This is a genomic window from Streptomyces sp. G7(2002) (genome assembly GCF_028870195.1).
Taxonomy (GTDB): Bacteria; Actinomycetota; Actinomycetes; order Streptomycetales; family Streptomycetaceae; genus Streptomyces; species Streptomyces nigrescens.
Genome location: NZ_CP102609.1, coordinates 4,929,325 through 4,949,532, shown reverse-complemented (window position 1 = coordinate 4,949,532; position 20,208 = coordinate 4,929,325). Strand labels below are relative to the sequence as shown.

The 20,208-nt window shown below is 71.8% G+C and carries 19 protein-coding genes; 12 read left to right on the top strand and 7 right to left on the bottom strand.

All coding sequences use genetic code 11. The features are described 5' to 3' along the window. Nucleotides 1-68: 68 nt before the first annotated feature. The 5 genes from paaE to paaA are packed head-to-tail and all read right to left on the bottom strand — an operon-like array spanning nt 69 to nt 3,589. Nucleotides 69-1,112 carry a 1,2-phenylacetyl-CoA epoxidase subunit PaaE gene (gene paaE / locus NUT86_RS20800; protein WP_018092698.1) on the bottom strand — a complete coding sequence of 348 codons (1,044 nt, stop codon included), beginning with the start codon at nt 1,110-1,112 and terminating at the stop codon, nt 69-71. Next, complete coding sequence (gene paaD, locus NUT86_RS20795; RefSeq protein WP_018092699.1) at nt 1,112-1,609, bottom strand: 1,2-phenylacetyl-CoA epoxidase subunit PaaD; 498 nt, start codon at nt 1,607-1,609, stop codon at nt 1,112-1,114. The genes paaE and paaD overlap by 1 nt, the downstream gene beginning before the upstream one ends. Further along, nucleotides 1,603-2,319 (bottom strand): 1,2-phenylacetyl-CoA epoxidase subunit PaaC, encoded by a 717-nt coding sequence (gene paaC / locus NUT86_RS20790; RefSeq protein WP_018092700.1) that lies wholly within the window; start codon nt 2,317-2,319, stop codon nt 1,603-1,605. Before paaC ends, paaD begins: the two co-directional genes overlap by 7 nt. Further along, nucleotides 2,319-2,642: a 1,2-phenylacetyl-CoA epoxidase subunit PaaB gene (gene paaB / locus NUT86_RS20785; protein WP_018092701.1), complete on the bottom strand. Its 324-nt coding sequence runs from the start codon at nt 2,640-2,642 to the stop codon at nt 2,319-2,321. Before paaB ends, paaC begins: the two co-directional genes overlap by 1 nt. Next, nucleotides 2,639-3,589: a 1,2-phenylacetyl-CoA epoxidase subunit PaaA gene (gene paaA / locus NUT86_RS20780; RefSeq protein ID WP_093640953.1), complete on the bottom strand. Its 951-nt coding sequence runs from the start codon at nt 3,587-3,589 to the stop codon at nt 2,639-2,641. The genes paaB and paaA overlap by 4 nt, the downstream gene beginning before the upstream one ends. Before the next feature lie 169 nt (nt 3,590-3,758). On the opposite strand from paaA, the gene NUT86_RS20775 reads away from it, so the two are divergent. From NUT86_RS20775 to NUT86_RS20765, 3 genes are read left to right on the top strand one after another with little or no spacing between them, the layout of a single operon-like run. After that, nucleotides 3,759-4,430, top strand: a complete 672-nt coding sequence (locus NUT86_RS20775; protein WP_274736959.1) for a DUF5819 family protein — start codon at nt 3,759-3,761, stop codon at nt 4,428-4,430. Beyond that, a complete protein-coding gene (locus tag NUT86_RS20770) occupies nt 4,427-5,824 on the top strand; it encodes an HTTM domain-containing protein (RefSeq protein WP_446750775.1) in 1,398 nt (465 codons plus the stop codon). The genes NUT86_RS20775 and NUT86_RS20770 overlap by 4 nt, the downstream gene beginning before the upstream one ends. Next, the gene (locus NUT86_RS20765; protein ID WP_274736955.1) at nt 5,821-6,495 is read left to right on the top strand and encodes a TrmH family RNA methyltransferase; all 675 of its coding nucleotides are present in this window, start codon (nt 5,821-5,823) and stop codon (nt 6,493-6,495) included. The genes NUT86_RS20770 and NUT86_RS20765 overlap by 4 nt, the downstream gene beginning before the upstream one ends. A gap of 66 nt (nt 6,496-6,561) precedes the next feature. Here NUT86_RS20765 and paaN read toward each other — a convergent pair whose 3' ends face one another. Beyond that, the gene (paaN, locus tag NUT86_RS20760; RefSeq protein WP_159487435.1) at nt 6,562-8,244 is read right to left on the bottom strand and encodes a phenylacetic acid degradation protein PaaN; all 1,683 of its coding nucleotides are present in this window, start codon (nt 8,242-8,244) and stop codon (nt 6,562-6,564) included. Nucleotides 8,245-8,391: 147 nt separating this feature from the next. Between paaN and NUT86_RS20755 the strand changes: the two genes are divergently transcribed. Both NUT86_RS20755 and NUT86_RS20750 read left to right on the top strand, forming a co-directional pair. Next, nucleotides 8,392-9,912 (top strand): 3-hydroxyacyl-CoA dehydrogenase, encoded by a 1,521-nt coding sequence (locus NUT86_RS20755; protein WP_274736952.1) that lies wholly within the window; start codon nt 8,392-8,394, stop codon nt 9,910-9,912. A gap of 2 nt (nt 9,913-9,914) precedes the next feature. Next, entirely contained in the window at nt 9,915-10,505 is a 591-nt protein-coding gene (locus NUT86_RS20750) for a TetR/AcrR family transcriptional regulator (RefSeq protein WP_018092708.1), read from the top strand. 106 nt (nt 10,506-10,611) lie between these two features. On the opposite strand, the gene NUT86_RS20745 is transcribed toward NUT86_RS20750, so the two are convergent. Next, complete coding sequence (locus NUT86_RS20745) at nt 10,612-11,151, bottom strand: Lrp/AsnC family transcriptional regulator (RefSeq protein ID WP_159487439.1); 540 nt, start codon at nt 11,149-11,151, stop codon at nt 10,612-10,614. Nucleotides 11,152-11,376: 225 nt separating this feature from the next. Here NUT86_RS20745 and pdhA point away from each other — a divergent pair, with 225 nt between their 5' ends. From pdhA to NUT86_RS20710, 7 genes are all read left to right on the top strand, one after another. Continuing rightward, nucleotides 11,377-12,570, top strand: coding sequence for a pyruvate dehydrogenase (acetyl-transferring) E1 component subunit alpha (pdhA, locus tag NUT86_RS20740; RefSeq protein WP_093640969.1), 1,194 nt, complete (start codon nt 11,377-11,379; stop codon nt 12,568-12,570). Next, a complete protein-coding gene (locus NUT86_RS20735) occupies nt 12,567-13,601 on the top strand; it encodes an alpha-ketoacid dehydrogenase subunit beta (protein WP_148592661.1) in 1,035 nt (344 codons plus the stop codon). The genes pdhA and NUT86_RS20735 overlap by 4 nt, the downstream gene beginning before the upstream one ends. Further along, on the top strand, nt 13,601-15,247 hold the full coding sequence (locus NUT86_RS20730) for a dihydrolipoamide acetyltransferase family protein (RefSeq protein WP_159487443.1): 1,647 nt from the start codon (nt 13,601-13,603) through the stop codon (nt 15,245-15,247). The genes NUT86_RS20735 and NUT86_RS20730 overlap by 1 nt, the downstream gene beginning before the upstream one ends. Nucleotides 15,248-15,384: 137 nt before the next feature. Continuing rightward, entirely contained in the window at nt 15,385-16,302 is a 918-nt protein-coding gene (locus tag NUT86_RS20725) for a DUF6457 domain-containing protein (protein WP_274736947.1), read from the top strand. Continuing rightward, on the top strand, nt 16,299-17,984 hold the full coding sequence (locus tag NUT86_RS20720) for a molybdopterin molybdotransferase MoeA (protein WP_274736945.1): 1,686 nt from the start codon (nt 16,299-16,301) through the stop codon (nt 17,982-17,984). The genes NUT86_RS20725 and NUT86_RS20720 overlap by 4 nt, the downstream gene beginning before the upstream one ends. Then, nucleotides 17,981-19,120: a potassium channel family protein gene (locus NUT86_RS20715; protein WP_018092715.1), complete on the top strand. Its 1,140-nt coding sequence runs from the start codon at nt 17,981-17,983 to the stop codon at nt 19,118-19,120. The genes NUT86_RS20720 and NUT86_RS20715 overlap by 4 nt, the downstream gene beginning before the upstream one ends. 94 nt (nt 19,121-19,214) lie before the next feature. Continuing rightward, the gene (locus NUT86_RS20710) at nt 19,215-20,192 is read left to right on the top strand and encodes an NAD(P)H-quinone oxidoreductase (protein ID WP_026170185.1); all 978 of its coding nucleotides are present in this window, start codon (nt 19,215-19,217) and stop codon (nt 20,190-20,192) included. Nucleotides 20,193-20,208: the final 16 nt, after the last annotated feature.

Genomic DNA, 20,208 nt, shown 5'->3' with positions numbered 1-20,208 from the left:
GGCGGCCGGGGCGGCGACCGGTGTGGCGTCCGCGCCCGGCTCGTGGGGCTGACCCGATCGGGGCGGTCTTATCGGTCGAAGTCCAGCTCGACCTTCTCCGTGACCGGGTGGGACTGGCAGGCCAGCACGTAACCGGCGTCGACCTCGTCGGATTCCAGGGCGAAGTTGCGGTCCATACGGACCTCGCCCGAGACCAGGAAGGCGCGGCAGGTGCCGCAGACGCCGCCCTTGCAGGCGTACGGGGCGTCCGCGCGGTTGCGCAGGACTGCTTCGAGCAGCGATTCGCTGTCGTGGACGGGCCAGCTTCCGGAGCGGCCGTCGAGGGTGGCGGTCACGGTGCTGTGCGCGGGAGTGGCGGCTGCGGGGGCGGCCGGTGTGCCGTTGTCGACGTGGAAGATCTCTTCATGGATGTGGGTGCGAGGCACATCGAGGGCGCGCAGGGCGCGTTCGGCGCCCTGGACCAGGCCGTAAGGGCCGCAGAGGTACCAGCCGTCGACGGAGTCGATCTTCAGGAGCGCGGGCAGGAGGGAGCGGAGCCGGGCCTCGTCCAGGCGGCCGGAGGGCAGGCCGGCCTGCTGTTCCTCGCGGGAGAGGGTGTGGATGAGCTGGAAGCGCTGCGGATAACGGTCCTTGAGGTCGGCCACCTCCTCCAGAAACATCGTCGACGCCGCCGTACGGTCGCTGCGGATGAGGCAGAAGCGGGCGTCCGGCTGCTGGGCGAGCAGGGTGGCGGCGATGGACAGCACGGGGGTGATGCCGCTGCCGCCGACGATTCCGACGAAGTGGCCGGGGCGCGGTTCGAGGGTGAACCGGCCTGCCGGGGCCATGACGTCCACCGTGTCGCCGACCGCCAGTTCCTTGAGGGCGTACGTCGAGAACGCACCGTCCTCGACCAGCCGGATGCCCACGCGCAGTACGGGCTGGTCGGTGGCGGGGGTGCAGATGGAGTACGTACGGCGGATCTCCTGGCCGTCGACCGATCTGCGCAGCGCGATGTGCTGCCCGGGGGTGTGCCGGAAGGCCGTGCGCAGCTCGGGCGGGACCGCGAAGGTGACGGCCACCGCGTCGTCCGTGAGCCGCTCGATCTCCCGGACCTGGAGCGGGTGGAACATCACAACTCCTTGAAGTGGTCGAAGGGTTCGCGGCAGGACTCACAGCGGCGCAGTGCCTTGCACGCTGTGGAGGAGAACCGGCTCAGCAGGGTGGTGTCGGTCGATCCGCAGTGGGGGCAGCGGATGGTGAGGTCGACGGCGACCGGTCCGCCGGCCGGTCCGGTGGGGCGTGGCGGCGCGATACCGAATTCGGCGAGCTTGCGGCGGCCCTCGGCGGTGATCGCGTCCGTGGTCCACGGCGGGCTGAGGACCGTACGCACCTCGACGTCGGGTATGCCGTGGTCGTGCAGCACCCGCTCTATGTCGGCCGACATCGCCTCGATGGCGGGGCAGCCGGTGTACGTCGGGGTGAGCTGCACCTCGACCCGGCCGGGGGCCGTGAGCTGCACGCCGCGCAGCACGCCCAGCTCGGCGAGGGTGAGGACCGGCAGCTCGGGGTCGGGAACGGAGCCGGCCAGCGCCAGCAGTTCCTCTTCGAGGGCGGTGGTGGTCACCATGTCGCCCCCGGGTGGCTGCGGTGGAGGTGCTGCATCTCGGCCAGCAGCCGTCCGAACGATTCGGTGTGCAGTCCCTGGCGGCCCGCCCCGGCCCGCCAGGCGCCGTGCCGGGGCCCTTCGGGGATGGTGAGGGTGGCTTGTTCCAGGGTGGCGGTGATGCGGGTGGTCCAGCTGTCGTCCAGGGCCGACCAGGGCACCGTTTCCAGTCCGTCCACCGGCTCGAAGAGTTCGCCGGTGAACTGCCACAGGGAATCCAGGGCGCGTTGCATCCGGGCGTGGCTCTCGTCCGTGCCGTCGCCCAGGCGCAGCGTCCACTGGTGGGCGTGGTCGCGGTGGTAGGCGACCTCCTTGACGGCCTTCCCGGCCAGTGGTGCCAACTCGCTTTCCGTTGCGGCGAGATGGTCGAACAGCAGCTCCTGGTAGGTGGAGAAGTAGAGCTGGCGGGCGATGGTGTGGGCGAAGTCGCCGTTGGGCTGTTCCACGAGCTGGAGGTTGTGGAACTGCCGCTCCTCGCGCAGATAGGCCAGCTCGTCCTCGTCGCCGGTCAGGGAGAGCAGCACGCGGGCCTGGCCGAGCAGGTCCAGCGCGATATTGGCCAGGGCGACCTCTTCCTCCAGGACCGGGGCGTGGCCGGCCCACTCGCCCAGGCGGTGGGAGAGGATCAGGGCGTCGTCCCCGAGGGGCAGGGCCGGGGTGGCGGTGATGTTCATCAAAGGTGATGCACCCCGTCCGGGATCTCGTAGAAGGTCGGGTGGCGGTAGGGCTTGTCGCCGGCCGGCTCGAAGAAGGCGTCCTTCTCGTCCGGCGAAGAGGCGGTGACCTGCGCCGAGGGCACCACCCAGATGGAGATGCCTTCCGAGCGGCGGGTGTAGAGGTCGCGGGCGTTGCGCAGCGCCATCTCGGCGTCCGGTGCGTGCAGGCTGCCGGCGTGGGTGTGCGAGAGGCCGCGGCGGCTGCGGACGAAGACCTCCCACAGGGGCCAGTCGGTGGGCGCGGCGGCGGCGCTGGGTTCGGCGGGGCGTGGTGTGGTCATCGGGTGGCCTTCCCGTGCTTGGCCGCGTGGGCGGCGGCTGCTTCGCGCACCCAGGCGCCTTCCTCATGGGCCTGCCGCCGGCGGCTGATCCGTTGTTCATTGCAGGGGCCGTTGCCCTTGAGGACCTCGCGGAATTCGGCCCAGTCGATCGGGCCGAAGTCCCAGTGACCGCGCTCCTCGTTCCACGTCAGATCCGGGTCGGGGAGCGTCAGCCCGAGGGCCTCGGCCTGGGGGACGCAGATGTCCACGAAGCGCTGGCGCAGCTCGTCGTTGGAGTGCCGCTTGATCTTCCAGGCCATGGACTGCGCGGAGTGTGACGACTCGTCGTCCGGCGGGCCGAACATCATCAGGGACGGCCACCACCAGCGGTCCACCGCGTCCTGCGCCATGGCGTGCTGTGCCTCGGTGCCGCGGCTGAGGGTCAGCAGGAGTTCGTAGCCCTGGCGCTGATGGAAGGACTCCTCCTTGCAGATGCGGACCATGGCGCGGGCGTAGGGGCCGTAGGAACACCGGCACAGCGGGACCTGGTTGGTGATCGCCGCGCCGTCCACCAGCCAGCCGATGGCTCCGACGTCGGCCCAGGTCAGGGTCGGGTAGTTGAAGATCGAGGAGTACTTCTGGCGGCCGGAGTGCAGCTTGTCGAGCAGCTCGTCGCGGCCGGTGCCCAGGGTTTCGGCGGCGCTGTAGAGATACAGGCCGTGGCCGGCCTCGTCCTGCACCTTCGCCATCAGGATCGCCTTGCGGCGCAGGGACGGCGCCCGGGTGATCCAGTTGGCCTCGGGCTGCATGCCGATGATCTCGGAGTGGGCGTGCTGCGCTATCTGCCGCACGAGTGTCGAGCGGTAGGCGTCCGGCATCCAGTCCCGCGGTTCGATGCGCTCTTCCGCGGCCACGGTGGCGTCGAATACGGCCTCTCGGGCCGTCTCTTCCGGCGCGATCGTCGTCATGTGGTGCCCCCTCGCTGCTCCCGACCGACCGATCGTTCGGTTCAATGGTGAGTGGGCGGACCCCGGGTGTCAAGCCTGTGGATAACTCGGGGGAGGTGTGCCCGGCCGGGCCGCCTAGGTACGGTTCCGAAGCGGAGTCAGCCGCTTGGATTCTGGGAACGGGGCGGGAATGCAGCCATACGGGGACGAACCGCGGCCACTGGCCGCGCTCTCGCTGCCCTCGCGGATCATCATCGGAACAGCGGCCTGTGCCGTCGCGGTCGCCGTCGCGGTGCATGTCGCCATGATGTTCTTGCACGTCGCGCCGTCGAACACGCTCAGCAAACAGCAGGGCGCCCTGATCAGCGACTATGTCTATCCCGAGTACGAGCAGAACTGGAAGCTGTTCGCACCCAATCCGCTCCAGCAGAACACACACGTTCAGGTTCGCGCACAGCTGCGCACCGAGGGCGGCGCCGCGCGGACCACCGGCTGGACCGATCTGACCGCCCGCGACGGCCGGGCCATCCTCCACAACCCGCTGCCCAGCCACACCCAGCAGAACCAGCTGCGCCGCGGATGGGAACTCTTCCTCAACACCCACAACGCGCAGAACCGCCCGGTCGGCCTGCGCGGTGAGCTGTCCGAGCGCTACATCCGGCGGATCGTGCTGCTCCGGATGGAGGGCGAGTGGACCAGGAGCGGCGGCCGGATCGAGCGGATTCAGGTCCGCTCGCAGACGACGGCGGTCCGCCCGCCGCCGTGGAGCTCCGAGAAGATCAGCGACAAGCCCGTGTTCCGCGTACTGCCCTGGTGGCAGGTCACCGCAGACGACCTGCCCGAGGGGGCGAACAACCAGTGACGTCACCGAAGCCCCAGCAGCCTCAGCCAACGCCCGGCGCACAGCAGCCCGAGCTCCCCACGGAGCCGACCGACGTGCCTTCGCAAGCGCAGGCACCACAGGCTCCCCAGGAGCCCACTCCCTACGAAGAGACCCGTATCGAGCGGGCCATCGGCCGCGGCTTCCGGTATGTCACCGGCCGGGCGCTGGCTCCGTACCAGACCGCCGTGATCCGGATCGGCTTCTCGGCGGCCTGGCTGTTTTTCCTGCTGCGGGAATGGCCGCACCGCGCGGTCCTCTACGGGCCCGACAGCCCCTGGAGCCTGGACATGGCGCGCCGGCTGCTGAGCGGCAACCACGCCTTCTCCGTGCTGCCCTGGTCCGACGGCCGCGGCTGGTTCGAGTGCGTCTACCTGATGGCCATCGCGGCCGGCGCCCTGCTGATGCTCGGCTGGCGCACCCGGACCATGTCGGTGCTCTTCATGGTCGGCGTCATCTCGCTGCAGAACCGCAGCATCTTCATAGGGGACGGCGGCGACAACGTCATCCACCTGATGTCGATGTATCTCGTGCTGACCCGCTGCGGGCAGGTCTGGTCGCTGGACGCGCGCCGGGCGAAGCGGGCGGCGGCCGCCGCGGACGAACCCGGTGGTGCTCCCCACGGCTCCCGCGATCTTCCCGGCGTCATCCTGTGGGCCGTGCTCGGCCTCGCCCTGGCCGTCGCCCAGCTGGGCGGCAACTACGGCCTCAGCTGGTTCGAGCACGGCCCCTTCCCGCACATCGGCTGGAGCCTGGTGCTGTGGGGGCTGTGGGCGACGCACGGTCTGTGGTGGGCGGTGCAGCGGTACGCGCCCGGCGAGCCCCGCGTCGTACTGGACACCCTCGCCAAGCTCGCCCACAACGGCGCACTGCTGGTGATCATGGTCGAGGTCTGCCTGATCTACGCCACCGCCGGCTGGTACAAGATCCAGGGCAGCCGCTGGCAGGACGGCACCGCGGTCTACTTCCCGATGCACCTGGACTACTTCTCCCCCTGGCCGGCGCTGTCCGAGCTGATGGGCGGCAACGGCGTGATGATCATGCTGATCACCTACGGCACGGTGATCGTGCAGGTCGCCTTCCCGTTCACGCTCTTCAACCGGCGGCTGAAGAATGTGCTGCTGGTCGCGATGATCTGTGAGCACCTCTCGATCGCGTTCCTGCTGGGGCTGCCGTTCTTCTCGCTCGCCATGATCACCGCGGACGCGGTCTTCCTGCCGACCACATTCCTGACCTGGATCTCCGGGAGGATCTCCCGCCTGCGCGCACGGCTGTTCTCACGCGGCGGACCGGCCCGTCCGGTGGGCGGTTCCGGCGGCGGTGAGCCGGACGCCCGTACGGAGCACAGCGGCGGTGGCCATACGCTCGTGGGGTGAGCAGCGAGAAAACCGCCCCCGCCGAGCCCCTCCAGTACGACGAGGGGTACGGGCCCCAGATCGGCGTCGGACCGCATCCGCAGCCCTGGCCGCAGGACGAGCGGTTCGACCCCGAGCTGCTCGCGCACGGCGACCGCCGCAATGTCGTCGACCAATACCGCTACTGGACGCGCGAGGCGATCGTCGCCGACCTCGACACCCGCCGCCATGACTTCCATGTGGCCGTCGAGAACTGGGGCCACGACTTCAACATCGGCTCGGTCGTCCGGACCGCGAATGCGTTCCTGGCCAAGGAGATCCATATCGTCGGGCAGCGCCGCTGGAACCGCCGCGGCGCGATGGTGACCGACCGCTACCAGCACGTCCGCCACCACCCGGACACCGCCGACCTCACCGCCTGGGCGGCGGCCGAGGAGCTGCCGATCATCGGGATCGACAATCTCCCCGGCGCCGTACCGCTGGAGACGACCGAGCTGCCGCGCCGCTGTGTGCTGCTGTTCGGCCAGGAGGGGCCGGGGCTGACCGATGAAGCGCGCCGGCACGCCTCGCTGGTCTGCTCGATCGCGCAGTTCGGCTCGACCCGCTCGATCAACGCGGGGGCCGCGGCCGCCATCGCGATGCACGCCTGGATCGGCCGCCATGCGCGGATCGAGGGGCCGGGCGGCCTCTGACGGCCCCTGGGCCCCGCCGGCGGCCCGGTGGGGCCCGGAACAGGTCCCGGGCCCGGCCCGCGCCGGTCACGCCGGCCGGCGCACCTCCACCGTCCGGAAGCGGTTCGCCACAAAGGCGCCGTCGCACAGCGCCGCATTGGCCGCCGGGTTGCCGCCCGAACCATGGAAGTCCGAGAACGCCGCGGTCTGGTTCACATAGACCCCGCCGGTCAGGTTCAGCGACAGCTGGGCGCACTCCTCCAGGCAGGCCTCCTCCACCAGCTGCTCGACCTCGGGCGAGGTGGTGTACGCGCCGACCGTCATGGCGCCCTTGTCGCGGACGGTGCGCCGCAGCAGATCCACCGCGTCGGCCGCGGAATCGACCGCCACCGCGAAGGACACCGGGCCGAAGCACTCCGACAGATAGGCCGCCTCGTCGTCCGGCTTGGCGCCGTCCAGCTTGACGATCACCGGCGTACGGACCGTGGCCCCGGGGAACTCGGGGTTCGCCACCTCACGGGAGGGCAGCGCCACCTCGCCGAGCCCGACCGCCGCGTCGATCCGCTCCTTGACCTGCGGATTGACGATGGCGCCCAGCAGGGCGTTGGCCCGTGCGTCATCGCCCAGCAGGCTGCTCACCGCGCCCGCGAGGTCGCTGACCACCTCGTCGTACGACTTCGGGCCGGCGTCCGTGCTGATGCCGTCGCGCGGGATCAGCAGATTCTGCGGGGTGGTGCACATCTGGCCGCTGTAGAGCGACAGCGAGAACGCGAGGTTGCTGAGCATGCCCTTGTAGTCGCCGGTCGAGTCGATGACGACGGTGTTGACGCCGGCCTTCTCCGTGAAGACCTGCGCCTGCCGGGCATGCGTCTCCAGCCAGTCGCCGAAGGCGGTCGAGCCGGTGTAATCGATGATGCGGACCTCGGGGCGGACGGCCAGCGTCTTGGCCAGGCCCTCACCCGGCTTGTCCACGGCCAGGCACACCAGGTCGGCGGGGAAACCGGCCTCGGTGAGCACCTCGCGGGCCACCTTGACGGTCAGCGCCAGCGGCAGCACGGCGCGCGGATGCGGCTTGACGAGCACCGGGTTGCCGGTCGCCAGAGAGGCGAACAGGCCGGGATAGCCGTTCCACGTCGGGAAGGTGTTGCAGCCGATCACCAGGGCGACACCGCGCGGTACGGCCGTGAAGCTCTTGGACAGCTCGAGTGGGTCACGCTTGCCCTGCGGCTTGGACCACGGCGCCTGCTGCGGGGTGCGGACCTGCTCGGCGTACGCATACGCCACCGCCTCCAGGCCGCGGTCCTGGGCATGCGGCCCGCCCGCCTGGAACGCCATCATGAAGGCCTGGCCGCTGGTGTGCATCACGGCCTGCGCGAACTCATGGGTGCGCGCACTGATCCGGGCCAGGATCTCCAGGCACACCGCCGCCCGCGTCTCGGGACCGGCGTCCCGCCAGACGGGGAGCGCGGCGCGCATGGCCGGCAGCAGCTCGTCCACATCCGGATGCGGATAGCTGATGCCCAACTCCGGGCCGTACGGCGAGACTTCCTCGCCCGTCCAGTCGTCCGTGCCGGGCTGGTCGAGCTCGAACCGCTTGCCGCGCAGCGCCTCGAAGGCGGCCAGCCCGTCGGGCGCGGCGGTCTCGCCGTACGCCTTCGGGTGCTCGGGGTGCGGGGACCAGTACGCGCGGGTGCGGATCGCCTCCAGCGTCTGGTCGAGGGTCGGGCGGTGCTTCTCGATCAACTGCGCTGCGGTCATTTCGGCGGCCATCGATGACCAACTCCTCGTCGAGCCGGGCGGAGAGTGGATAAGGGCTGGGAGCGGACAAGGCAACGGAGTTAGAGTAACCGAACGATCGGTCGGGGCAAGAGGGCCCGGCCAGCCTGTGGAAAAGTCGGTCGGGGAGGATCAGCTGGCATGACGGCACTCGGGACCAGCAGCACCGTGGCAGTGGTGGGCACCGGCACCATGGGACAGGGCATCGCGCAGGTGGCGCTGGTCGCCGGCCATCGCGTACTCCTCTATGACACCGCCCCCGGGCGCGCCGGGCAGGCCGCCGAGGAGATCGAACGGCGGCTGGACCGGCTCGTCGAGAAAGGCCGGATCCCGGCGGACGAGCGGGACGCCGCCCGCGCGCGCCTCTCCCCCGCCACCGACCTCGCGGAGCTGGCCGACGCCGCGCTGGTCATCGAGGCGATCCTGGAGCAACTTCCCGCCAAGCAGGAGCTGTTCACCGCCCTGGAGGACATCGTGGCGGCGGACTGCCTGCTGGCCACCAACACCTCCTCGCTGTCCGTGACCGCGGTAGCGGGCCGGCTGCGCCACCCCGGCCGCTGCGTGGGACTGCACTTCTTCAACCCCGCGCCGCTGCTCCCCCTGGTCGAGGTGATCAGCGGCTTCGCCACCGACGAGGCGGCCGCCACCACGGCGTACGACACCGCCGAGGCCTGGGGGAAACGGCCGGTGCGCTGCGCCGACACCCCCGGCTTCATCGTCAACCGCATCGCCCGCCCCTTCTACGCCGAAGCCCTGCGGGCCTACGAGGAGCGGGTCGCCGACCCCGCCACCATCGATGCGGTGCTGCGGGAGGGCGCCGGATTCAAGATGGGGCCCTTCGAGCTGACCGACCTCATCGGGCAGGACGTGAACGAGGCGGTCACCCACTCCGTGTGGCAGGCCTTCTTCCAGGACCCGAGGTTCACCCCCTCCCTGGCGCAGCGCCGGCTGGTCGAGTCCGGGCTGCACGGCCGTAAGGCGGGGCGTGGATGGTTCGACTACTCCGAGGGCGCCCGCCGGCCGGAACCGCGGACCGCGGAGCCCTGCCCGGCGCCCGAGGCCGTCGGCCTGCACGCGAAGCTGCCCGGCCCCGCGGTGGTGCTGCGCGAGCTCATCGAGGAGGCGGGCATCAAGGTCACCCGCGACCGCACGGCGGGGGTGTCGGAGGGTTTCCTCCGTCTTCCCGGCGGGGCCTGTCTGGCGCTGACCAACGGATATCCGGCCACGACCCGCGTCTACGAGAACTACATCCGCTTCGACCTGTCCCTGGACTACCGTGCCGCGACCCGGATCGCCCTGGCGGCCTCGTCGGCGGTCTCCGAGGAGGACCTCGCGGAGGCTGTCGGGCTGTTCCAGGCGCTGGGTAAGCAGGTCAGCGTGATCGAGGACGTGCCGGGAATGATCGTCGCCCGGACGATCGCGATGATCATCGACTTCGCCGTGGACGCCGCGGCCCGTGGGGTCGCGACCCCCGAGGACATCGACACGGCCATGCGGCTGGGAGTGAACTATCCCGGTGGCCCCATGGAATGGGTCGAGCAGCTGGGCGCCCACTGGGTATGGGATCTGCTGGATTCGATGCACCACCAGGATGCCGGTGGCCGCTACGCACCGTCCTGGGCGCTGAGGCGCCGTGCAGACCTCGAGGAATTGGTGCTCTAATCATGACCATGGCCAAGCGCGACACCTATACGCCTGATTCGCTGCTCGCGGTCGCCGTCGAGGTGTTCATCGAGCGCGGCTACGACGGCACGTCCATGGAGCACCTCTCCAAGGCGGCCGGTATCTCGAAGTCCTCGATCTACCACCATGTGCGCAGCAAGGAAGAGCTGCTGCACCGCGCCATAAGCCGTGCGCTGGACGGGCTGTTCGGCGTGCTGGAGGAGCCGGGCGCCCTCCAGGGGCGGGCGATCGAGCGGCTGGAGCATGTCACCCGGCGCGTGGCCGAGGTGCTGATGGACGAACTCCCCTATGTGACGCTGCTGTTGCGGGTGCGCGGAAACACGGACACCGAGCGGTGGGCGATGGAGCGCCGCCGGGAGTTCGACCACGAGGTGTCCGACCTGCTCAAGCAGGCCGCCGCCGACGGCGACCTGCGGGACGACGTGGACATCCGGCTGGCCACCCGCCTGCTCTTCGGCATGATCAACTCGATTGTGGAGTGGTACCGGCCGGGGCGGGGTGGCGCGGTGAGCCGTGACGAGGTCGCCGAGGCCGTGGTGCGTACGGCGTTCGCGGGGCTGCGCAAGCCCTGATCCGCTCCGCCGCCGGCCCCCGGAACCATGATCCGGGGGCGGGATCCCGGCATTCCCTGGGGCGTCTGTGCCCGGCGGGGGCTCACTCCAGAGGCGGCCGGGCCGGTCATTCCTCTTCGGGGCCGAGGTCGGTCTCCTCGAAGACCAGCAGGGTGCGGGTGCTCAGTACTTCCGGTATCGACTGGATACGGGTGAGGACCAGCTCGCGCAGCTCGCGGTTGTCCTTGGTGTGCACCAGTAGCAGCACATCGAAATCACCGCTGACCAGGGCGATGTGCGTGGCCCCCGGCAGCGCCGTGAGCTGCTTGCGCACGGTCCGCCAGGAGTTCTGCACGATCTTCAGCGTGATGTAGGCAGAGGCGCCCTGACCTGCCCGTTCCTGGTCGATCAGGGCACTGAAGCCACGGATCACACCGTCGTCGATCAGCCGGTTGATCCGGGCGTAGGCATTGGCGCGCGAGACATGCACGCGCTCGGCCACGGAGCGTATCGATGCCCTGCCGTCGGTCTGCAGCATGCGCAGGATCGAGCGGTCGATGGTGTCCAGCGGGCGTGCGGCCGGTGAGGGCGGGGCGGATGCCGTCGGTGGCGGGCCGGCCGGTGTCGCCGATTGCCCACCGGAATTGGCCATCTGTTCGTCCGGCATATGGTCCCGCCTCCCCTTTGTGGACGCCCTGGCTTCATCTCAAGCTGTGGAGAACCGTTTGTCCACAGGCTGAGCCCGCCTGTAGCCAAAATGCATCAGCGACCGAACAATCGGTAGGGCAGGGCGTACCCGCCCTGGCCGATTCCATCCTGCCCACCCGCCGTCCGCCCACCACCCCCATGAGGCGCATCGCGCCACCCCCTTCGATCCGAGGAGGTGCTCGACATGACGGTCCTTGAGCAGCCCGGCAGCAGCAGGAACAAGAGCAGCCTGGCCGGTCCGCCGCCCACCTGGCAGCCGCGCGTCGACCCCGCGCCCCTCCTGCCCGACGCGGAGCCGTACCGCCTTCTGGGTACGGACGCCGCTGCCCGGCTCGACTCCGGACTGCTGACCCGGCTGTACACCCAGCTGGTCCGCGGCCGTCGGTACAACGCCCAGGCCACGGCCCTGACCCGGCAAGGGCGCCTGGCGGTCTACCCGTCCTCCACCGGCCAGGAGGCCTGTGAGGTCGCCGCGGCGCTTGCTCTCGAAGACCGGGACTGGCTCTTCCCCAGCTACCGCGACACCCTCGCCGCCGTGGCCCGCGGACTCGACCCCGTACAGGCCCTGACCCTGCTGCGCGGCGACTGGCACAACGGCTACGACCCCCACGAACACCGCATCGCCCCCCTGTGCACCCCGCTCGCCACCCAGCTCCCGCATGCCGTGGGCCTGGCGCACGCCGCCCGGCTCAAGGGAGACGAGGTGGTCGCGCTGGCCATGGTCGGCGACGGCGGCACGAGCGAGGGCGACTTCCACGAGGCGCTGAATTTCGCGGCGATCTGGCAGGCACCGGTCGTCTTCCTCGTCCAGAACAACGGCTTCGCGATCTCCGTGCCGCTCGCCAAGCAGACCGCCGCGCCGTCCCTCGCCCACAAGGCGGTCGGATACGGCATGCCGGGCCGCCTGGTCGACGGCAATGACGCCCCCGCGATGCACGAGGTGCTCACCGAGGCAGTGGAGCGGGCCCGCAGGGGCGGTGGACCCACCCTCATCGAGGCCGTCACCTACCGCATCGAGGCGCACACCAACGCCGACGACGCCACCCGCTACCGCAGCGATGCCGAGGTCGAGACCTGGAAGGCACACGACCCGATAGCCCTGCTGGAGCGTGAGCTGGCCGCCCGCGATCTGCTGACCGACGACTTCGTCGGCGCCACCCGGGACGGTGCCGAGCAACTGGCGGCCGACCTCCGTGAGCGGATGAACGCCGACCCGGAGGTGGACCCGATGGACCTGTTCACCCACGTATTCGCCGAGCAGACCAGCCAACTGCGTGCCCAGGCCGCACAATTGCGCGCCGAGCTGGACGCCGAGGCCGCCGGACACACCGAGGACGCAGCGGGCACCGACGGGTCCGCCGAGGAGGCCAGGCCATGACGACCACCGTTCCGGCGACCGCGCGCAAGCCCGCCACCATGGCGCAGGCGCTGACCCGCGCGCTGCGCGACGCCATGGCCGACGACCCGTCCGTGCATGTCATGGGCGAGGACGTCGGCACCCTGGGCGGCGTCTTCCGGGTCACGGACGGCCTCGCCAAGGAATTCGGCGAGGACCGCTGCACGGACACCGCGCTCGCCGAGGCCGGTATCCTGGGCACCGCCGTCGGCATGGCGATGTACGGGCTGCGGCCGGTCGTCGAGATGCAGTTCGACGCGTTCGCCTACCCGGCGTTCGAGCAGCTGATCAGCCATGTCGCCCGGATGCGCAACCGCACCCGCGGCGCGCTGACGATGCCGCTGACCATCCGGGTTCCCTATGGCGGGGGGATCGGCGGGGTCGAGCACCACAGCGACTCCTCCGAGGCGTACTACCTCGCCACCCCGGGGCTCCAGGTCGTCACCCCGGCGACCGTCGAGGACGCCTACGGACTGCTGCGCGCCGCGATCGCCTCCGACGACCCGGTCGTCTTCCTCGAACCCAAGCGGCTGTACTGGTCCAAGGCCGACTGGTCGCCCGACGCACCCACCGAGGTCGCGCCCCTGGGCCGCGCCGCGATCCGGCGCCGCGGCAGCAGCGCCACGCTGATCACCTACGGCCCGTCGCTCCCGGTCTGCATGGAGGCCGCCGAGGCCGCCCGCGCCGAGGGCTGGGACCTGGAAGTGGTCGATCTGCGGTCCCTGATGCCCTTCGACGACGAGACGGTCTGCGCCTCGGTGCGGCGGACCGGGCGGGCCGTGGTCGTCCATGAGTCCAATGGGTTCGGCGGCCCCGGTGGCGAGATCGCCGCCCGGATCACCGAACGCTGCTTCCACCACCTGGAAGCGCCGGTGCTGCGCGTCGCCGGCTTCGACATCCCGTATCCGCCGCCGATGCTGGAGCGGCACCACCTTCCGGGCGTGGACCGGATTCTGGACACCGTCGCCCGCCTCCAGTGGGAGTCGGACTGGACCGAGGGACGTGGTGAGTGATGGCCGTGGTCCGCGAATTCACCCTGCCCGACCTGGGGGAGGGCCTCACCGAGGCGACGATCGTGCACTGGATGGTCGAGGTCGGCGAGGTGGTGGCCATCGACCAGCCGGTGGTGGAGGTCGAGACCGCCAAGGCGATGGTGGAGGTGCCGTGCCCGTACGGGGGCGTGGTGACCGCCCGCTTCGGTGAGGAGGGGGCCGAAGTCCCGGTGGGGGCACCGCTGGTGACGGTCGCCGTGGGGGCCGTGCCGGATGATCTGGCGGGCGCCGGTCCTGGGACGGGACCGGGCTCCGGGGCGGGCGCGGAAGGCGGTGCGCCCGAGGGTGGTGCGGCGGCCACCGGCCGGGCCTCAGGGGCGCCCGCGGACGGCGCGGCGGACGCCGGGTCCGGGAATGTGCTCGTCGGGTACGGCACGAGTGCGGCGGCGGCCCGCCGGCGCCGCATCCGGCCGGGGCCCGGAGCGGGCCCCATGGCGGGAGTGCCACGGCCGCCCGGCCAGGTGGCGGACGGCTCGGCCGGGGCCGGAGCGGCCGAGGGGACGCCTGCTGGTTCCAGGGCGGTTGCTTCCGGGGCGACGGCCATAGGGGCGGTCGGCGTCACCGGGACAGCCGGGACAGCCGGGACCTCCGGTTCGTCCGGTGCGGACGGTTCGGCGGGGGCCGGGGCGGTGGAGGACGGCAACCGTGCGGTGGCCGTCATTTCTCCGCTGGTGCGTCGGATGGCGCGGGAGAACGGCCTGGATCTGCGGGAGTTGACCGGGTCAGGACGGGATGGGCTGATCCTCCGTACGGACGTCGAGTGCGCGATCCGGGCACGGCGGGAGCGGGAGACGGCCGGTGCCGGAGCAGCCCCCACGGTCGGTACCAGTGAACTGGCTGGGCCCGGCGTGACGGGTGTGGCGGGGGCCGGTGCCGTGACGGCCGTCGGATCCGCGGCCGGGGCCGGTGCCACGGCGGGTGAGGAGCGGATCCCGCTGAAGGGGATGCTCGGTGCGGCCGCCGAGAAATTCAGCCGCAGCCGCCGGGAGATCCCGGAGGCGACCTGCTGGGTGGAGGCCGATGCCACCGAACTCCTCGCCGCCCGTAAGGCGATGAATGTGCCGGGCGCCCCCAAGGTGTCGCTGCTCGCACTGCTGGCCCGGATCTGTACGGCCGCGCTCGCACGGTTCCCCGCGCTCAACTCCACCGTCGACACCAAGGCCCAGGAGATCGTCCGGCTGCCCGCCGTCCATCTGGGCTTTGCGGCGCAGACCGACCGCGGCCTGGTGGTGCCGGTCGTACGGGACGCCCATGCCCGTACGGTCGAGGAGCTGTCCGCCGAGATCGCCCGGCTCACGGAAACCGCCAGGGCCGGCGGGCTCTCCCTGGCCGAGCTGACGCACGGCACCTTCACCCTCAACAACTACGGCGTTTTCGGCGTCGACGGCTCCACGCCGATCATCAACCACCCGGAGGCGGCGATGCTCGGCATCGGCCGGATAGCCGCCAAACCCTGGGTGCACGAAGGAGAGTTGGCCGTCCGGCAGGTCGTCCAGCTCTCGCTCACCTTCGATCACCGGGTGTGCGACGGCGGCACCGCCGGCGGCTTCCTCCGGTTCGTGGCCGACTGCGTGGAGCAGCCCGCGCTGTTGCTCCGGACGCTGTGAGGGGGGTGCGGCGGGTGGCAGCGGCGAGGCCGGGGCAGCCGCCCCGGCCGTCCCGGCTGCGCCCGCTGTGGCGGAGCTGACATCTGCAGTCGCTCCGGCAGCGGTGTGATTCCGGTGCGCCCGGCGATACTCAAGAGGTGAACGACCTCACCGACCACGACGCCGTCGTGCTGGCCGGCGGCGCGGCCCGGCGGCTCGGCGGGGCGGACAAACCCGCCCTGTCCGTCGGCGGCCGCCCGCTGCTGGACCGGGTGCTCGCCGCCTGCCCCGATGCGGCGACCACCGTCGTCGTCGGCCCCGTCCGCCCGGCCGCCCGCGCCGTCGTCCACGCCCTGGAGGACCCGCCCGGTGGCGGCCCGCTCGCCGCACTGGACGCCGGCCTGCGGCACACCACCGCCCCGACGGTGCTCGTCCTCTCCGCCGACCTCCCGTTCCTGAAGGCGGCGACCGTACGGAGCCTCCTGGCGGCGACACGAACGGCAGGCGCTGCCGGACCGGGCGGGAGTTCCGCGTCCCGCGACGGGGCGATGCTCCAAGACGCCTCGGGGCGGGACCAGCCTCTCGTGGCCGCCTACAGGGCCGAGCCGCTGCGCCGTGAGCTGGCGCGGCTGCGGGCCGCACACGGCAGCCTGGCCGGACTGCCGCTGCGAGCGCTGCTGGCCGAGTTGGTGCTCGAACGGGTTCCGGACGCCCCCTCCACGGCGTCCTTCGACTGCGACACCTGGGAAGACATCAGCGCGGCACGCGCCCGTATCAGGGAGCATGGGAACGTGTTGGATGAATGGATCACCGCAGTCAAGGCCGAACTGGGCATCGAGCTCGATGTCGACACGGCGGCGCTTCTCGATCTCGCGCGGGACGCGGCCCATGGTGTGACCCGCCCCGCCGCGCCGCTGACGACCTTCCTGATCGGCTATGCGGCGGGCCGCCAGGACCGGGATGTGAAGGAACTGGCCGACCGGGCCGCCGCGCTGGCCCACCGCTGGGCGGCCGAGGCCGAGGGTGCGTCCGAGGCCGGCGGCGCCCAGGGTGCCGAAGCGAAGCCCGCGGAATGACCGACGGGGAGTTCAGCGGGGAGCCCGGCGGCGCGGTGGGCCGGCCGAGGGGCGGCACCTCGGCCGAGGGGCGCGGCGACCCCTTCGACGATGCGCTCGCGCTGGCCAACGGCACGGCGCCGAGGTGGGTACGGCCCGGGGCCGGGCCCGAGGCCACGACCGTGACGACGCCGTACGCCGCCGGAGGGGCCGCGGCAGCCACCTCCTCCGCGACCGGCAGCGGCGGCGACGCCCCCTACACACCGGACGACCCCTTCTCCCCCGACGACCCCGCCGCTGCCCGGAGCGGCCCCTCCAGCCCCTCCAGCCCTTCCGGCCCCTCCCGCCCCGTGGACCCCGCGCCTCCCACCGGCCCCGGCCCGCGCACCGCCCCGGCCGCCGTCCCCTGGCACACCGCCCGCGCACTCGCCGAGCGCTCCGTACCCGGGCCGCCCGCGCCCGAGACCTCGGTCCTGGGCGAGGCGCTCGGCCGTACGCTCGCCGCACCCCTCACCGCGCTCACCGATCTGCCGTCGTTCGACACCTCGGCGATGGACGGCTGGGCGGTCTCCGGCCCCGGCCCCTGGCGTCTGGACCGGCCCGCCGACGCACCCGAGACGGGCCTCCCGTCCGGCATCCTCGCCGGTCACGCCCCCGCCGAGGCGCTCCTCGACGGCCATGCGATCCCGATCGCCACCGGCGCGCGCGTTCCGTCCGGCGCCACCGCCGTACTGCGCAGCGAGCACGGCGAGGTCCGTGAGCTGAGCGACGGCGGACGGCGGCTGTACGCACCACGGCCCGCGCCGCCGGGCCAGGACATCCGCCCGCGCGGCCAGGAGTGCCGCCGCGGCGACCAACTGCTGCCCGCGGGCGCACTGGTGACCCCCGTCGTCCTCGGCCTGGCCGCGACGGCCGGTTACGACGAACTGACCGCCTACCGCCGCCCGCGTGCCGAAGTCTTCGTCCTGGGCGACGAGTTGCTGGACCACGGGCTGCCGCACGAGGGCCGGATCCGCGACGCCCTCGGCCCGATGCTCGCCCCCTGGCTGCACGCACTGGGCATCGAGGCGGCGCCGCCGCGCCATCTCGCCGACGAGGCCGACACCTTGTACGCCGCCCTCGCGGGGTCCACCGCCGACGTGGTGATCACTACGGGCGGTACCGCGTCGGGCCCCGTCGACCATGTGCACCCCACCCTGCGCAGGCTCGGCGCGGAGGTGCTGGTGGACGGGGTGGCGGTCCGCCCCGGGCACCCCATGCTGCTGGCCCGCCTGGCCCCGCGCCGGCATCTCGTCGGCCTGCCGGGCAATCCCCTGGCCGCCGTCTCCGGCCTGCTCACCCTCGCCGAACCGCTGCTCCGTACGCTCGCCGCCCGCCGTCCCGCCGCGCCCTACCGCACGCCGCTGGCCGCCGCGGTCGCCGGGCATCCGCGCGACACCCGGCTCGTTCCGGTGGCCTACCGCGACGACGAGCGGCACGGCCTGACGGCGGTACCGTTGCGCTTCCACGGCCCGGCCATGCTGCGCGGGATCGCCTCCGCCGATGCGCTGGCCGTCGTCCCGCCCGGTGGCGCGGAGCGCGGCACCGAGCTCGAACTCCTGGAATTCCCCTGGTCGGCGAGCTGGTCGGCGGGATGGACGCCCGGCTGGGCCGCCCCCGGTGGCCCGTACGAACCCCCTGAGGCCACCGGAGGCCGCGCGTGAAGCTCCCGTCCCAGGACGCCGCGGCGCGTGAGGTGCCCGAGGACCGGTCGCACCGGGTGCTGCTGCCGCGCCGCACCCCCATGCCGCCGCTGCGGCAGGTCGCCCGCCGGCTGCTGATGGCGCTGCTCGTCCTGCTCGCGACGGTCTTCATCGTCTGGATCGACCGCAACGAGTACCACGACAACGCCGACGGCAGGGTCGACCTGCTCGACTGCTTCTACTACGCGACCGTCACGCTCTCGACCACGGGATACGGCGACATCGTCCCGTACGGCGACAGCGCGCGGCTGCTGAACATCCTGCTCATCACGCCGCTCCGCGTGCTGTTCCTGATCATCCTGGTCGGCACCACACTGGAAGTGCTGACCGAGCGCACCCGCGAGCAGTGGCAACTGAAACGCTGGAGAAACACCTTGCGCGACCACACCGTCATCGTCGGCTTCGGGACGAAGGGCCGTTCCGCCGCCCAGACCCTGTGTGCGACGGGGCTCAACCGCGACCGCATCGTCATCGTCGACCCCAGCAGCAAGGTGATCGACGCGGCGGTGGCCGACGGGTTCGCGGGGGTGGTCGGCGATGCGACCCGCAGCGATGTGCTCCTCCGGGCCGAGGTCCAGCGCGCCCACCAGGTCGTGATTGCCACCCAGCGCGATGACACCGCCGTGCTGGTCTCGTTGACCGCCCGTCAGCTCAACAAGAAGGCGAACATCGTCGCGGCGGTGCGGGAGGAGGAGAACGCCCCGCTGCTCCGGCAGTCCGGGGCCGATGCCGTGATCACCTCGGCCAGCGCGGCCGGCCGGCTGCTGGGTCTCTCCGTCCACAGCCCCAGCGCGGGCACCGTCATGGAGGATCTGATCCAGCAGGGCAGCGGCCTCGACCTGGTGGAACGCACGGTGGTGAAGGCGGAGGTCGGCAAGTCCGTACGGGAGACCGACGACTTGGTCGTGTCCGTGCTGCGCGGCCACCGGCTCCTCGGCTACGACGATCCGGAGGCCAGTCCGCTGCAGAGCACGGACCGTCTGATCACCATCGTGCGCGCGGCCCCGACGGAGGCGGCGGACCTCTCCGGCAAGCAGTCCGCCAAGCCGAACCTCCCCGGCACCGGCGTCGCCCCGATGCGCCGAGCGGATGAATAACCGCACGTCGTGCGGGGGCTGATGGCCGATCCGGCGGTAGTCGTCGGCCCCCGCACCTTCGCCCCGTGGGCGGACGGCGAGTAGCCTCGCGCCCATGCGAGCGATCACTATCCCGGAGCCCGGTGGCCCCGAAGCACTTGTCTGGGCGGACGTGCCCGATCCGCAGCCCGCCGAGGGCGAGGTCCTGATCGAGGTCGCGGCCAGCGCCGTGAACCGCGCCGACCTGCTCCAGCGCCAGGGCTTCTACGATCCGCCGCCCGGCTCCTCCCCCTATCCGGGTCTGGAGTGCTCGGGGCGGATCAGCGCGCTCGGCCCCGGTGTGCACGGCTGGGCCGTCGGTGACGAGGTGTGTGCGCTGCTGGCCGGCGGCGGATACGCGGAGAAGGTCGCCGTCCCGGCCGGACAGGTGCTGCCGGTGCCGGCCGGCGTGGACCTGGTCACGGCCGCCGCGCTGCCCGAGGTGACCTGCACGGTCTGGTCGAACGTCTTCATGATCGCGCACCTGCGGCCCGGTGAGACGCTGCTGGTCCACGGCGGTGCCAGCGGCATCGGCACGATGGCGATCCAGCTCGCCAAGGCCGTCGGCGCACGGGTCGCGGTGACCGCGGGCGGTCCCGAGAAGCTGGCCCGCTGCGCCGAGCTGGGCGCGGACATCCTCATCGACTACCGCGAACAGGACTTCGTCCAGGAGATCCGCAAGGCCACCGACGGCACGGGCGCGGACGTCATCCTCGACATCATCGGCGCCAAGTATCTGCAGCGGAACGTCAAGGCGCTGGCGGTCAGCGGACGGCTGGCGATCATCGGGCTGCAGGGCGGGGTGAAGGCGGAGCTGAATCTCGCCGCCCTCATGGCCAAGCGCGCCGCGATCACCGGCGCCGGGCTGCGCGCCCGCCCGCTGAACGAAAAAGCGGCCATCGTCGCCGCGGTACGGGAGCACGTCTGGCCGCTGATCGCCAACGGTCAGGTCCGGCCGATCGTGGACCGCGCGCTCCCGATGGCGGATGCCGCCGAGGCGCACCGGGTCGTGGACGCGAGTGCGCACGTCGGCAAGGTCGTGCTGACGGTCTGAGCCGACGGCCGCCCCC

Excerpts from the sequence above, each read along its gene's own strand:
- NUT86_RS20720 (WP_274736945.1), top strand. The coding sequence starts at position 16,299 with ATGACCGACGGGGAGTTCAGCGGGGAGCCCGGCGGCGCGGTGGGCCGG.
- NUT86_RS20745 (WP_159487439.1), bottom strand. The coding sequence starts at position 11,151 with ATGCCGGACGAACAGATGGCCAATTCCGGTGGGCAATCGGCGACACCG.
- NUT86_RS20775 (WP_274736959.1), top strand. The coding sequence starts at position 3,759 with ATGCAGCCATACGGGGACGAACCGCGGCCACTGGCCGCGCTCTCGCTG.
- NUT86_RS20750 (WP_018092708.1), top strand. The coding sequence starts at position 9,915 with ATGACCATGGCCAAGCGCGACACCTATACGCCTGATTCGCTGCTCGCG.
- paaD (WP_018092699.1), bottom strand. The coding sequence starts at position 1,609 with ATGGTGACCACCACCGCCCTCGAAGAGGAACTGCTGGCGCTGGCCGGC.
- pdhA (WP_093640969.1), top strand. The coding sequence starts at position 11,377 with ATGACGGTCCTTGAGCAGCCCGGCAGCAGCAGGAACAAGAGCAGCCTG.
- NUT86_RS20735 (WP_148592661.1), top strand. The coding sequence starts at position 12,567 with ATGACGACCACCGTTCCGGCGACCGCGCGCAAGCCCGCCACCATGGCG.
- NUT86_RS20710 (WP_026170185.1), top strand. The coding sequence starts at position 19,215 with ATGCGAGCGATCACTATCCCGGAGCCCGGTGGCCCCGAAGCACTTGTC.
- paaC (WP_018092700.1), bottom strand. The coding sequence starts at position 2,319 with ATGAACATCACCGCCACCCCGGCCCTGCCCCTCGGGGACGACGCCCTG.
- paaA (WP_093640953.1), bottom strand. The coding sequence starts at position 3,589 with ATGACGACGATCGCGCCGGAAGAGACGGCCCGAGAGGCCGTATTCGAC.
- paaN (WP_159487435.1), bottom strand. The coding sequence starts at position 8,244 with ATGGCCGCCGAAATGACCGCAGCGCAGTTGATCGAGAAGCACCGCCCG.
- NUT86_RS20730 (WP_159487443.1), top strand. The coding sequence starts at position 13,601 with ATGGCCGTGGTCCGCGAATTCACCCTGCCCGACCTGGGGGAGGGCCTC.
- paaB (WP_018092701.1), bottom strand. The coding sequence starts at position 2,642 with ATGACCACACCACGCCCCGCCGAACCCAGCGCCGCCGCCGCGCCCACC.
- paaE (WP_018092698.1), bottom strand. The coding sequence starts at position 1,112 with ATGTTCCACCCGCTCCAGGTCCGGGAGATCGAGCGGCTCACGGACGAC.
- NUT86_RS20755 (WP_274736952.1), top strand. The coding sequence starts at position 8,392 with ATGACGGCACTCGGGACCAGCAGCACCGTGGCAGTGGTGGGCACCGGC.